General features: G+C 62.6%; 10 protein-coding genes. 7 read left to right on the top strand and 3 right to left on the bottom strand.

Annotated elements, in window-relative coordinates; all coding sequences use genetic code 11:
* Positions 1 to 64: 64 nt before the first annotated feature.
* The 4 genes from EB809_RS15170 (at position 65) to EB809_RS15155 (ending at position 5,826) form a co-directional block, all read left to right on the top strand.
* Entirely contained in the window at positions 65 to 1,648 is a 1,584-nt protein-coding gene (locus EB809_RS15170; RefSeq protein ID WP_123635676.1) for a methyl-accepting chemotaxis protein, read from the top strand.
* Positions 1,649 to 1,757: 109 nt separating this feature from the next.
* Positions 1,758 to 2,651 (top strand): LysR family transcriptional regulator, encoded by an 894-nt coding sequence (locus EB809_RS15165; RefSeq protein WP_123635675.1) that lies wholly within the window; start codon positions 1,758 to 1,760, stop codon positions 2,649 to 2,651.
* A gap of 114 nt (positions 2,652 to 2,765) precedes the next feature.
* Complete coding sequence (locus EB809_RS15160; RefSeq protein WP_123635674.1) at positions 2,766 to 5,117, top strand: FdhF/YdeP family oxidoreductase; 2,352 nt, start codon at positions 2,766 to 2,768, stop codon at positions 5,115 to 5,117.
* A gap of 67 nt (positions 5,118 to 5,184) precedes the next feature.
* Entirely contained in the window at positions 5,185 to 5,826 is a 642-nt protein-coding gene (locus EB809_RS15155; RefSeq protein WP_123635673.1) for a DUF1294 domain-containing protein, read from the top strand.
* A 181-nt stretch (positions 5,827 to 6,007) separates the two neighbouring features.
* Here the strand turns inward: EB809_RS15155 and EB809_RS15150 are convergent, their stop codons facing one another.
* The gene (locus EB809_RS15150) at positions 6,008 to 8,146 is read right to left on the bottom strand and encodes a PhoX family protein (RefSeq protein ID WP_123635672.1); all 2,139 of its coding nucleotides are present in this window, start codon (positions 8,144 to 8,146) and stop codon (positions 6,008 to 6,010) included.
* A gap of 233 nt (positions 8,147 to 8,379) precedes the next feature.
* On the opposite strand from EB809_RS15150, the gene EB809_RS15145 reads away from it, so the two are divergent.
* On the top strand, positions 8,380 to 8,850 hold the full coding sequence (locus tag EB809_RS15145; RefSeq protein ID WP_190294928.1) for a phosphate-starvation-inducible PsiE family protein: 471 nt from the start codon (positions 8,380 to 8,382) through the stop codon (positions 8,848 to 8,850).
* Between the two features lie 112 nt (positions 8,851 to 8,962).
* On the opposite strand, the gene EB809_RS15140 is transcribed toward EB809_RS15145, so the two are convergent.
* Both EB809_RS15140 and EB809_RS21110 read right to left on the bottom strand, forming a co-directional pair.
* Entirely contained in the window at positions 8,963 to 9,859 is an 897-nt protein-coding gene (locus EB809_RS15140; RefSeq protein WP_223807991.1) for a linear amide C-N hydrolase, read from the bottom strand.
* Positions 9,860 to 9,883: 24 nt separating this feature from the next.
* Positions 9,884 to 10,030 (bottom strand): hypothetical protein, encoded by a 147-nt coding sequence (locus tag EB809_RS21110; protein WP_223807990.1) that lies wholly within the window; start codon positions 10,028 to 10,030, stop codon positions 9,884 to 9,886.
* Positions 10,031 to 10,237: 207 nt separating this feature from the next.
* Here EB809_RS21110 and EB809_RS15135 point away from each other — a divergent pair, with 207 nt between their 5' ends.
* Positions 10,238 to 11,110 carry an oxygenase MpaB family protein gene (locus EB809_RS15135; protein ID WP_123635671.1) on the top strand — a complete coding sequence of 291 codons (873 nt, stop codon included), beginning with the start codon at positions 10,238 to 10,240 and terminating at the stop codon, positions 11,108 to 11,110.
* Between the two features lie 78 nt (positions 11,111 to 11,188).
* Positions 11,189 to 13,072, top strand: a complete 1,884-nt coding sequence (gene ftsH / locus EB809_RS15130; RefSeq protein WP_123635670.1) for an ATP-dependent zinc metalloprotease FtsH — start codon at positions 11,189 to 11,191, stop codon at positions 13,070 to 13,072.
* The last annotated feature ends 4 nt before the right edge of the window (positions 13,073 to 13,076 follow it).

Below are 13,076 nucleotides of genomic sequence, written 5' to 3'. Positions count from 1 at the left end.
CGCTTCAGAGCGTACTCGGGCCAAAGACTTCCCGAGGCATATTGTTGTTGCCACGAGGTCTGTCATGAAAATCCGCAACCAGCTCCGTCTCGTCATGGCGGTGACCCTGGTCAGCCTTCTTGCCGTCATGGCGCTGTCCAGCCACACCCTCCTGAACCTGCGCCAGGACTATCAGCATTTCCAGTCGCTGGAATCGGTGGAGAAGGCGATTCTGCAGATCGAGGCCCGGGGATTGGCCACATCGCGGGATGATCCCATCCTGGTGGATGAGACCCGCCCCCATTTCAAACAGGCCGGAGCCATCGTCGAACCTCTGTTCAAGAGGCTGTCCGAAACGCTCCAGTCCGAAGAAAGTCAGAAGTCACTCGCCGCCATCAAGGAACACTGGGACAGCTACTACAAAGGCTGGATGACCGCCCTGGATATCGCCCAGGACAGTCCGGCCGACGCCCTGTCCATTCCTGACGTGCTCTACAACCAACACCTCAAGCCCGCCGTCGATGGGCTGAATACCCTCGCGACCCAGGTCCGTTCCGAGGCGGAATCGGCGAGTGCGCGTATCACCCAGGCCATGGAACGCATCGTCTGGATCGTGATTACGCCGTTGGTCGGCGCGGTGGTGATCATTGCCCTGTTCCAGGGGTGGGTGGGGCGGCGCCTGCGTCGCAACATCCATCACGTGTCTGCGGCCGTGGACCGGCTCCAGCAGGGCGACCTCAGCCAGCGGTTACCGCACCAGAACGATGAGATCGGCGAGATCTGCCAACGCATCAACAGTTTTGTCGATCAGGTGGAAGGCCTGGTTGAGGCGATCGGAACGGCGGTCACGGAAACCCGGACCTCCGTCCACGATCTGGCGGACCGATCCGACTCGGTCAATGCCAATGCCCAGTCCCAGGAAGAACGTCTGAACCGCATTGGCTCGGCCATGGGGGATATGGACGACAAGGGCCACAACATGGCGGCTTTCGCCCAGCAGGCGATGAGTCAGGTGGATGAAACCCGGGCCCTGGTCGACCAGGGCAACCAGGCCGGTGAAGACACCGTGCAGGTCCTGCAGCGGGTCTCCGAGCGTGTGGAGACCGCCGCCAGTCGTCTGGATGCGCTGGATGGCGAGCTGCGCCAGATTGATCAGGTCCTGGAGGTCATCGGCACGATTACCGAACAGACGAATCTGCTGGCCCTCAACGCGTCCATCGAGGCCGCGAGGGCCGGTGAGCACGGCCGCGGCTTTGCGGTGGTGGCCGACGAAGTGCGGCAGCTCTCCCAGAAGACGGCCAGCTCCACCTCCAACATTCACAACCTGATTCGTACCATTGGCAGTCACACAGAAGAGGTGCTGACCGCCATGAGCGATGCCCGGGACGCCAGCCGGCAGGGGCTGGCGTCCGGAGATGCCATGGATCGCATCCTCGGTCAGATCGACAACGCGATCCGCGAAACCACCCGCATGGTTGAGCGGATGGTGGCCACCACGGAAGACCAGGCCGGTGCCAGTGCCGAAGTGGTGCAGAGCATGCAGGCCATGGAAGAACTGCGTCGCGCCACCGGTGAGGAGATCCAGGCGACGGGAACGGCGATCGGCCGGCTCGGGGATGTGGCGGATCGACTGGTCGTGGCCATGGGTGTCTACGGCCGGGTACGCTGACGCGGAATCACCCTGATGGATTGATGCGTCGTCGATCCCGGGCAAAATCCTGATGAATGACCGGCGCAATTGCTATCCTTGGCGTTCCGAATGATTCAGGAGGTCCGGCATGGATATCCGGCAGTTACAGTACCTCGTCGCCCTGGATGAGCTGCGCCATTTCGGCGAGGCGGCCAACCGATGCCACGTGACACAGCCGGCTTTGTCCATGCGACTGCGCCAGTTGGAAGATGAACTCGGGCTGACGCTGGTCAGGCGAGGGCATCGCTTCGTCGGGTTCACCGAGGAGGGCGAGCGCATCCTGGCCTGGGCGCGGGCGGTACTGGCGGCGCACGATGGGTTGCATGCGGAGGCATCCGTTTGCCGCGGGCAGTTGGTGGGTACCCTGCGCGTCGGTATGGTGCCTCTGGCGGGTTTCGAGCCCATCCCGTTGCTGCAGGCCTTTGCGGCAGAGCACGCCGATGTGCGATTTGACCTGAAGTCCCTCAGCAGCGAGCAGATCCTGGCCGGGCTCGACACCAACCGGCTGGATGTGGGCTTCGCCTACGCCGATGGCCGACACGAGCGCAAATACCAGTTGTTTGAGGTGGCGGAGACCACCATGGGGCTGCTGTTCAATCGCCATCGCTGGCGCTTCGGACGTCCCGCGCTGGACTGGATGGATCTGGAAAGCTTGCCCCTGGGCATCCTCAGCAAAGGGATGCACTTTCGTCAGTCCGTGGATCATGCCCTGCAAAGCGCCGGTGTTGCGTTGAAGCCCCTGGTGGAAACGGATTCGGTCGAGTTCCTGGTGCAGTCGGTCAGTGCCGGCCTGTGCTGTGCGGTCATGCCCCTGGGCAGCGGACTGGAGCATCGCGACGAGGCGCTGGAGCTGCTGCCGATCGCCGACAGTCACACGCTGGCGCCGTTGTGCCTGGCCACACGGCGTGGCGATCCGGTATCGGCGCTGGCTGAAGCCTTTCAGCAGTTCGTCCGGGAGCGCGTGTCGCCGGATCAGGGCTGATCGGAGCGACGTCTTGATCGATAAGTATTGCTTATCAATAGATCTTTAATCGTGATTGGACGGTTATGAAGCGGCGCCGTAACCTGTTGATTATTTGCCCGACAGGTTGCCCTGATGACGCACGAGTCTCTTCCCGGACACACGCCCGAGCCCCGATTCGAACCCTACAACGGTCCCGCCGCCGGCTGGGGCGCGCTCAAGAGCGTCGCGGCGTTCTGGCTGGACAGCAAGCAACCCATCAAGAACATCCGGGCGCTGCTCAAAACCAACCAGCACGGCAGCTTCGACTGCCCGGGTTGCGCCTGGGGCGATGACCCCAATGGCGGCCGCATCCAGTTTTGTGAGAATGGCGCCAAGGCGGTGAACTGGGAGGCCACCAAGCGTCAGGTGGGTCGCGACTTCTTTGCCCGGCACAGCGTGAGTGAATTGCTGCAGCGCAGCGATCACTGGCTCGAGTATCAGGGCCGCCTGGTCGAGCCGATGCGTTACGATGCCTCGACCGACCGGTACCAGCCGATCGGCTGGGACGAGGCGTTCACGCTGATCGCCGACCACCTGAACCGGCTCGACAGCCCGGACAAGGCCGAGTTCTACACCTCCGGCCGCGCCAGCAACGAGGCCGCCTTCCTGTACCAGTTGTTCGTCCGCACCTTCGGCACCAACAACTTTCCCGACTGCTCCAACATGTGCCATGAGGCCAGCGGTGTTGGTTTGTCCCAGACCATTGGCACCGGCAAGGGCACCGTCACCTTCGACGACTTTGCCGAAGCCGACGCCATTTTCATCTTTGGCCAGAACCCGGGCACCAATCATCCGCGCATGCTGGCGCCGTTGAGCGAGGCCGTTCGCCGCGGTGCGCAGGTGGTCTGCTTCAACCCGCTCAAGGAGCGCGGCCTGCAACGCTTCCAGGACCCGCAGGCCATCCACGACATGCTCAAGAACGGCTCGGAACCGCTCAACACGGCCTATTTCCGACCGGCACTCGGCGGCGATATGGCCGCGGTACGGGGCATGGTGAAGTGTCTGGTGACCTGGGATGAAGAGGCCCGCGCCAATGGACAGCCTGCCGTCCTGGACTGGGACTTCATCAACGAACAGACCCAGGGGCTGGCGGCCTACCTGGCGGTGGTCCGGATGACCACCTGGGCGCAGATCGAATCCCAGAGCGGCCTGACTCGCGCCGATATCGAAGTGGCGGCGGACATCTACCGCAAGGCCGACAACGTGATGGTGTGCTGGGCGATGGGGATCACCCAGCATCGACACTCGGTGCCGACGGTCCAGGAGCTGGTCAACCTGCAACTGCTGCGGGGCAATATCGGTCGGCCGGGTGCCGGGCTTTGTCCGGTTCGCGGTCACAGCAACGTGCAGGGCGATCGCACCATGGGAATCGACGAGAAAGCTCCGGCGCCGCTGTTGGACGCCCTGGAACGGGAGTTTGGAATCCAGGTGCCGCGGCATCAGGGGCATAATACGGTGGAGGCCATTGAGGCGATGGATAGCGGCGAGGCCCGCGTGTTCATCGGTCTGGGGGGCAACTTCGCCCAGGCCACGCCGGACACGGCATTGACCCACAAGGCCCTGGCCAACTGCGACCTGACGGTCCAGATCAGCACCAAGCTGAACCGCAGCCACCTGATCACCGGCAAGGACGCCCTGATCCTGCCGTGCCTGGGTCGGACGGACATCGACCGGCAGGCGAACGGACCGCAGGCGGTGACCGTGGAGGATTCCTTCAGCATGATCCACGCCTCTTACGGCCAGTTGCCGCCCCAGTCGGATCGGATGAAGTCCGAACCGGCAATCATCGCCGGCATGGCCAAAGCGACGCTCGGCAATCGACCCATCGATTGGGATGCGGTGATCGCCGACTATGACCGTATTCGCGATTGGATCGCCCGCACCATTCCGGGCTTCGAGAACTTCAATGAACGCCTGAAACAGAGTCGCGGCTTTTACCTGGGCAACCCGGCCCGGGAGCGTCGCTGGCAGACGGCGGGTGGCCGGGCCGGTTTCTCCCCGAATCCGTTGCCGGGCGACCTGCTGCACGACCGGGTCAAGGCCTCCGGCCAGACCCCGGACGTCATCCTGCAGACATTGCGCTCCCACGACCAGTACAACACCACCGTGTACGGGCTCAATGACCGCTACCGGGGTGTTTCCGGCCAACGCCGGGTGGTGTTCATGAACGCGGACGACATCAAACGGCTGGGGTTGGAGGACGGCGAGCGCGTCGACATGACGTCGCTGTGGGAAGACGGCCGTCAACGCTCGGTGACCGGCTTCAAGGTGCTCGCGTACGACATCCCGGCCGGACAGGCCGCGGCCTACTATCCCGAGACCAACCCACTGGTGCCGTTGGAGAGCCGGGGCGAGGGCAGTCATACGCCCACCTCGAAATTCATTGCGATCAAGCTGACACGGAGCGCGGCGCAGGACGACGATCGTATTCTGGCGGCGGGGTAGTGCCGCCGGAGAGTGCGCGCTAAACCGGTTTATGTTCTAGTGCGTGCTTTCGATAGGGAATCTGCCCGTGAACAGAAAAGGCACACTCACGACCTGGAACGACGACCGGGGCTTCGGATTTATTGCGCCCGACGAGGGTGATTCTCAGGTCTTTGCCCACATCAGCGCCTACGCTGGCCGGGGGCGGCCCCGCGCCCATCGCAAGGTGAGCTATCGCATCGAGCGTGATAACCAGGGCCGTCTGCGCGCCGGGCAATTCCGGTTGGTCGGCACGGCCGGGCTGGCAGCGGGCTTTCGTCCTGGCGTCTGGGTCGCTGTCGGGGTTGTTCTGCTCGTCGGCGTCGCGCTCGGGTTGGCGTTCCAACGGGGTTGGGTACCCGTGGGGCTGCCCGCCGCCTATGCCATGGCCAGCCTGCTGACCTTCATTGCCTATGGGATCGACAAGCGGGCTGCCGGTAAGGACCGTCGCCGCATCCCAGAGAACCGGCTGCATCTGTTCGAGGTGTTGGGCGGTTGGCCCGGGGCGCTGTTGGCGCAGCAGGTGTTCCGACACAAGACGCGGAAGGTGAGTTACCAGGCCGTTTTCTGGCTCGCGGTGCTGGTCAACATTGCTGGGGTGGCCTGGTTCCTGGTGGCACCGGAAGCGTCGAGCTTCCGGCATCAGCTGGGGTTTGGCGAGTGGCCTGTCGCCCATCCCCTGATCTGGTAACGGCTATCCGGCTGAACGCCTGACCGAAGCGCACATAGCCCTGCTGTTTTCGCCGGCTTCGGCTCATGGGATGGTCCTGTCTTAGGGGCAGTCCGTTCAGTACAGGCAAGTGGCTGACGTGGCCTGTTAAAAAAACCGGGGCCTAAGCCCCGGTTTTTACTGTCAGCGTCGTAAAGTCGGCTTATTCGCCAACCTTGCCGCCATCGGCCTTCTGGATCACCACCGTCGATGCCCGTGGGCGCACGGTGCCGGAAGTCACCGCGGTGGCGTCTGTACCAGACGGCCAGTTGCCCGGATGCTGCACGTTGATGAACAGCGCGGTCTTGTCCGGTGTCGTAAAGATACCGGTGATTTCGCAGCCGTTCGGACCCACCGCAAAGCGCTTGAGGTTGCTCTGGTCCTGCTGATCGACGACCGACGGGCTGTTGCTGTTGCCGGAGACCGACGAGGGTACGACGGCCAGCAGCTGGTCGTTGGTGTAGTCTGCCACGGCGTTGCCGCCATTGTCGGTCTCGATCCAGAGGATACCCTCTTCACCATCACGCTGGTCGTAGAACAGACCGTCCGGGCTGGCGAACTGGTTCAGTTCGGTCAGGCCTGACGGATTGTCGTTGCCGGTCACGGCACCACCGAAGACGAAAATTTCCCACTCAAACGTGGTCGAGGAGGCGGTGCCTTCCTGCCAGCGGATGATCTGGCCGTTTTCGTTGTCGGCGCGCGGGTTGGGGGCGTTGACCGGTGCGGTGGCATAGCCAACACCCAGGTCATCGATGTCCGTGCCGCTGTTTGTGTAAGTGGCGGCAACGCCCTCAGCGGTACGCTTGGAGTTGTTGGTCAGCGTCATGTACACATCGCCGCTGGCCGGATCGACCGCGCCCCATTCCGGACGGTCCATCGGGGTCGCGCCCATGATATCGGCCGCGTCACAGGTGTTGATGATCACGCCGGCCAGGTCATCGGCAGCCAGGCCCAGGGCCGCAGCCAGGGTGCCACCGGCCGGGGTTTCCGCGTCCGGTGTCAGTGGCAGCCATTCGCCCGTGCCGTCGGCATTGAACTTGGCCACGTACAGGGTGCCTTCGTCCATGTACTTGCTGCCGATGGCCATGCGGTCATAGGTGCCGCCGACATTGTTGGCATCCGATGCGCTCCAGACGGCATCGGAAACAAACTTGTAGATGTATTCGTTGCGGGAATCGTGACCGGAGTAGAACACCACCGGCTCGCCTTCCACCAGTTTACCCGGCCAGCAGCCTTCGTGGCGGAAACGGCCCAGGTGGGTCCGCTTCATCGCTTCGCCGGTGTACGGGTCGATCTCGACGATGTAGCCGAAGGTGCGCGGCTCGTTACGGTAATCGTCTGCAGCGGTGGCGCCTGAGGGCGTGGCGTCAAAGCGGCCGAACTCGTCATTGACTTCGGAGCCGTCACCGGCCGCGGTTTCCCAGCCGTAGCGACCGCCGCTGGACTCGATCCCCAGTCGATCGTCATCGTTGTAACGGCTGGCGGTCTTGACGAAGTAACCCGGCCAGTTTTCCTCACAGGTCAGGTAGGTGCCCCACGGGGTGTAACCGGCTGCACAGTTGTTGTTGGTGCCGCGGGTTTTGGTGCCGTCCGTGGAGTACTTGGTGATGACGTAATCGCTGCCGGCGACCGGGCCGGCCAGGCCGATTTCGGTGGCCGACGTGATGCGACGGTTGTAGGGCGAGTTCTCAACGTGGCTCCAGCTGCCGTCAGAGGCTTTCTTGACTTCAACCAGCGTGACGCCGTGCGCGTTGATCTCGGTACGTACTTCATCGGCCGGGCGTGGGCTGGTGGTGGTCGGGCCGCCTTGCGGTTCCCACAGCGCGGCCTGATCGATGTATTCGTTGTTCAACGCCAGGATAAAATTGCTGGAGGCGGTGTCTTCGGCCAGCGGGAAGTGGTACATGCCGTCGTGGTGCATGCCGACGCTGTTTTCCTGGATGGTCGGTGTAAAGGCCAGCGACTCGCTCCAGCCGCTGATGCTGTCGTTCAGTGCGGTGCCCCAGGGAATCAGGATCTGGGCGGTGTAACCGTCCGGGACAACGATCGCGTCGGTCTTGGAGCCGAGGATCGCGTCAAACCCGAGGGAAAACGGCTGCGTGGTTGATCCGTCGTCGTTGTCGTCATCATCGTCACTGCAGCCGGCAAGGCTGAGCCCGAAACCACCGAGCATGGTGGCGGCCGCGATCTGGAGACTGCCCCGCATCACATCCCGCCGGTTGAGGCGACGTTCCATGACCGATGAAAAGGGTTCGTTCGTGCTGCGATTCAAGATTTCGTGGCTCTCGATTTCCTTGCTCATGCTTTTATTTCCCCATCAGGTTTTATCCAGGCGTCGGGCGGTTATGCCCGGTGATCCGAAAGGGAGGTTATCGATGATAAATGACAGGATGGTTAAGGAATTACGACGGTGACGTTGGCGTCGGATAGTTGCGTCAGTTGCAGTCGGTGCGGTGCCTTCAAAGAATAACTTGCCGGACGGTGCCGGGGATCTAAGCTCCAGAGAGTAGAGTCAGCACAGGACGCAGGACAACTATGGCAAATGAACGATCCCGCCGCGACCACCGGATTGTCCATGAAGAGCTCCCGAGGGATTACGAAAACAAGCTGATCAGCAAGCTTCACGTCGTCATACGTGGCTCGATCGCCATTCTGGCCATCCTGATGACGCTGGTGATTGTGTGGGGCGTGCTGGACGTCGGGTACATCCTGATCATGAAACTCCTGTCGCCACCGTTCCTGCTGTTGTCGGTGGGCGACATCTTCCAGCTGTTTGGCACCTTCATGATCGTGCTGATTGCCGTGGAGATCTTCATTAACATCCGTCTGTATCTCGGCACCAACGTCATTCCCATCCAGCTGGTGGTCGCCACCGCATTGATGGCGATCGCCCGAAAGGTCATCGTGCTGGACATTGAAAAAGTGGCCTACACCGATGTTCTGGCGATTGCGGCTGTGGTGCTCGCCCTGGGCATCACCCATTGGTTGATTGTGCGCGATCACTGACCCGTGACGCGACCGGCCGGGTTATTAAAGGTCGGGCGGACCCGGGGACGCTCGCCGAACGATTGCCTTCATGGCCACCGGTACGGTCGGGCCCGGCGCCCTTGTGGTTTGGTCAGAATGGAGCGTCTTTAACGGCTTTCATCTGACCGGTGACGTTCCCGAACAGATTCCAGTCGTTCGGATCGAGTGTCATCACCGATGCGCCCCGGGACAGATCGATGCTGGCGAGGTCCACCCAGATGATCCCCGGCAGGGTGGACAGCTGGAGAAAATAGCGTCGGCGCTTCTGATCGGCGATCGTGCGGTATTCCGTGCTGTAGCTGTCGTAGGTCGAATCACGGCCTTTGTAGGGGGCGCCAATGGGCACCGAGACGTTGTACAGCAAGGACATCATGGTGGCGACGGCCGCCCGGTCGGAGGCGGGCTCTTTCAGCACATTCAGGAAATAGCTGGCGCGCTGAAAGCGATCAATCGGGTTGACGTTACCCGGCAGCGTCATATCCCGGCTGGGGTTGGAATAGTCTTGCTGGCCAAGCATGTTCAGCTGCTCTGGGAAGGCCGGGTCATTGGTCATCACCCGGTACTTGCGGTCGTGGTAGATGTGCAGGGTGCCGTTTTCGTACTCCATGATGGCGGAGTCGCCGGTTTCATCCTCCACCGCCAGGTGCAGGTTCGCCTTGTGACCCCGTGTCTCCACCATGACCAACTGGATGTCATCCATACTATCGATGGCTTCGCCAACAGTCGCGGCGTTATCCAGCAGGTACTGCCCCCAGAGCCCGGCTTGCAGACCCTGTTTTGACGTATCCCGAGGTCCGAAGTCGGTGGCATTGAAATAGAGCAGGTGTACCGCCAGGCCCCGCTCGTTCATGCCGTCAATCGCACCAATGCCGTAGGTTGCGGTCACGATGCTGCCGTATTTCGAGGTCCAGCGGGCCGGATTGTCCTGGACGATGCGGTGACCGGCAAGGATCCCACCATCCCGCTTGATACCCCGGGGAAATGCCATGAGCACCGGCTCCGTCGTTTCCGGTCAGTCCATGGTACGGCCAGTGAACACGCCCAGGTCCGTGGACCAGAGAATGCGGGTGCAAGCCTGGGTCGCTTGGCTGGACATCAGTGTCAGTATGGCACCCAGTAAGGCGGTATTCAGGCGCGCGATTGAGGGTTTCCCGAACATGCTGATCTCCTTGCTCGTATCGCTTTGCGCTCATCCGTGATGGCTATGTGGACCCCTAAAGCATAGCCGCGCCTGAATGGGCGTGCAGCGTCTATTCACGGTTGATCCAGGTATTGAGTCCGGCTGGGCTTTGCGGGCGTAAGTCTTGAGACATCGAGCCATTTCGCGATACTGGCATCCTGTCTTTCATTGATGGCCTGAGCTTCCATGGAATTCCTTCGACAACGTCTCGAACAGCAGATCATGGGCCTGAGCGGCTTGGCGCTGGGTGGTATCGACTATGAATCGCCGGCGGGAGATCCCGGGCTGTTCGGGCCGGGCTGCGTGTGCTGGCGGGTCCATGCGGACTTTCCGGCCATGCTGTGTGGCGGCATCGGCGCGCTGATGTTGCAGATGCTGCATCCCCTGGCGCTGGCGGGTGTGCTGGACCATTCCAATTTCCGAGAGGACATGATCGGCCGGTTGCGGCGGACCAGCCAGTTTATTGCCGGGACCACCTTTGCCGCCGAAGCGGATGCCCGCCGACTGATCGATCGGGTGCGCCGGATCCATGCGCAAGTGCAGGGCACTGCGCCGGATGGCCGATCATACGCCGCGGACGACCCCGACTTGCTGGTCTGGGTTCATGTGGCGGAAGTGCGCAGTTTTCTGGCGGCCTATCTGCAGTATTGCAATCCCGACCTGAGCGGTGCGGAGCAGGACCGCTACTACGACGAAGTGGCGCGGATCGCCGAAGCCCTGGGCGCCACCGACGTGCCCCGTTCACGACAGGCGGTGCAGGACTATCTCGAACGCATGCGACCGGAGCTGGTTTTCGACGAGCGAACGGCCGACGTGTTGTCCCTGCTGATGACGGCACCGGCACCCAATCGGCTCACCCAGCCGGTGGGGCGGGTGATGACCCGGGCCGGTCTCCAGTTGCTGCCGGACTGGGCCCAAACCCTGATCGGCATGAACCTCAGCCCCTGGCGCCGCCGGGCCGTGGAACGCAGCATGAACACCCTGGCGCCGGCCATGCGCTGGTCGCTGCGCAACGGCGCCTCCCACCGGGCACGACGGCGCATGGGCATCGCGGGCTGATAAGTACCCCGGCATTTCCTCACATTTGCTTGACGCAAGTCATATTGGAGACCGGCCAGTCGCTCTATCGTTTCCGTTATGGCAACGTTACCTTCACCTCCCAGAAATTCGTCCTATCTCTGGTACGCCCTGATTTTCCTGTTCGGGATGTTGGCCTTACGGGATTACCTACAGGGAAACAGCGACGTCCGGACGATCCCTTACAGCGAGTTCCAGCAGGCACTGGCGGACGGTCAGGTTGCGAGTGTGGTGATCGGCAGTGATCGCATTCGCGGTGAGTACAAGTCCCTTCAGGGTGGCGTTTCAAAATTCACGACGATTCCCGTGCCGGCGGATCTGCGTGCCGATCTGGAAAAGGCGGGCGTTGAGTACAGCGCCACCCGGGACCAGACCTGGCTCACCCAGGTGCTCTCCTGGCTCCTGCCCATGGCCCTGTTCCTCGGCGTCTGGCTGTTTGTGATTCGCCGGCTGGCGGGCGGTGCCGGTGGCGGCGGCATGGGCAGTTTCATGCAGGTCGGCAAGAGCCGCGCCAAGATCTACGTGGAAACGGACACCCGCGTGGGCTTCGAGGATGTCGCCGGCGTCGACGAAGCCAAGGAAGAACTGCAGGAAATCATCGAGTTCCTGAAAGATCCGAAGCGCTATGGCAGCCTCGGGGCGCATATCCCCAAAGGCGTGCTCCTGGTTGGCCCGCCGGGCACCGGTAAGACGCTGCTGGCCCGGGCCGTAGCGGGCGAGGCGGCGGTGCCGTTTTTCTCCATCAGCGGCTCGGAATTCGTCGAGATGTTTGTGGGCGTCGGCGCAGCCCGTGTCCGGGATCTGTTCGAGCAGGCCCGGCAGAAAGCGCCGGCCATCATCTTCATTGATGAGCTGGATGCGCTGGGCCGGGCGCGGGGGGCCTTCAATCCGGGCGGCGGCCATGATGAGCGGGAGCAGACCCTGAATCAGTTGCTGGTGGAACTGGATGGCTTCGATCCCAGCGAGGGCCTGGTGTTGCTGGCGGCCACCAACCGGCCGGAAATCCTGGATCCGGCGCTGCTGCGGGCGGGGCGTTTCGATCGGCAGGTTCTGGTGGACCGGCCGGACAAACGGGGTCGGGTCCAGATCCTGAAAGTCCACATCAAAAAGATCCTGTTGGACCCGCTGGTCTCTCTGGAGCAGGTGGCGGCACTGACCACGGGCTTCACCGGTGCCGACCTGGCGAACCTGGTCAATGAGGCGGCCCTGCTGGCCACGCGCCGGCGGGCCACGCAGGTGACCATGGAGGATTTCACCCAGGCCATTGAGCGTATCGTGGCGGGCCTGGAGAAGAAAAACCGGATCCTCAACGCCCGCGAGCGGGCGATTGTCGCCCATCATGAAATGGGCCACGCGTTGATGGCGCTGATGCTGCCCGGTGTCGATCCGGTCCACAAGGTGTCGATCATTCCCCGGGGGATCGGTGCCCTGGGCTACACTCTGCAGCGACCTACCGAGGACCGCTTCCTGATGACCCGGGAAGAACTGGAAAACAAGATCGCCGTCCTGCTGGGTGGTCGCGCCGCCGAGAAGCTGATCTTCGGCCATCTATCCACCGGCGCCGCGGACGACCTGGCCAAGGCCACCGACATCGCCCGCAGCATGGTGGCCCGCTACGGCATGGATGAGACGCTCGGTTGCGTCACCTACGACACGGAGCGACCGAATTTGCTCGGCGGGTACGTTCCGCCGGGTGAGCGTCCGTTCAGCGAGCACAGTGCCGAGGCGATTGACGAGGCCGTGAAAACGATCGTCCAGAACGTCTTTGACAGAACCTACCAGGCGCTGTCCGATCATCGCGCCCTGCTGGAAAACTGCGCCCGGGAATTACTGGCGCATGAAACGCTGGAGACCGAGGATCTGGAGCGTCTCACCGCGGAACTGGCCGGTCAGCCGGAGGCCCGGAAAACCGCCGGTACAGCGCCTTTGAAGGCGCCGGAATAAATCG

It is taken from the genome of Marinobacter sp. R17, from assembly GCF_003789045.1.
In the GTDB taxonomy this organism is placed as follows: Bacteria; Pseudomonadota; Gammaproteobacteria; order Pseudomonadales; family Oleiphilaceae; genus Marinobacter_A; species Marinobacter_A mangrovi.
This window is presented reverse-complemented; position numbering and strand designations above follow the sequence as displayed.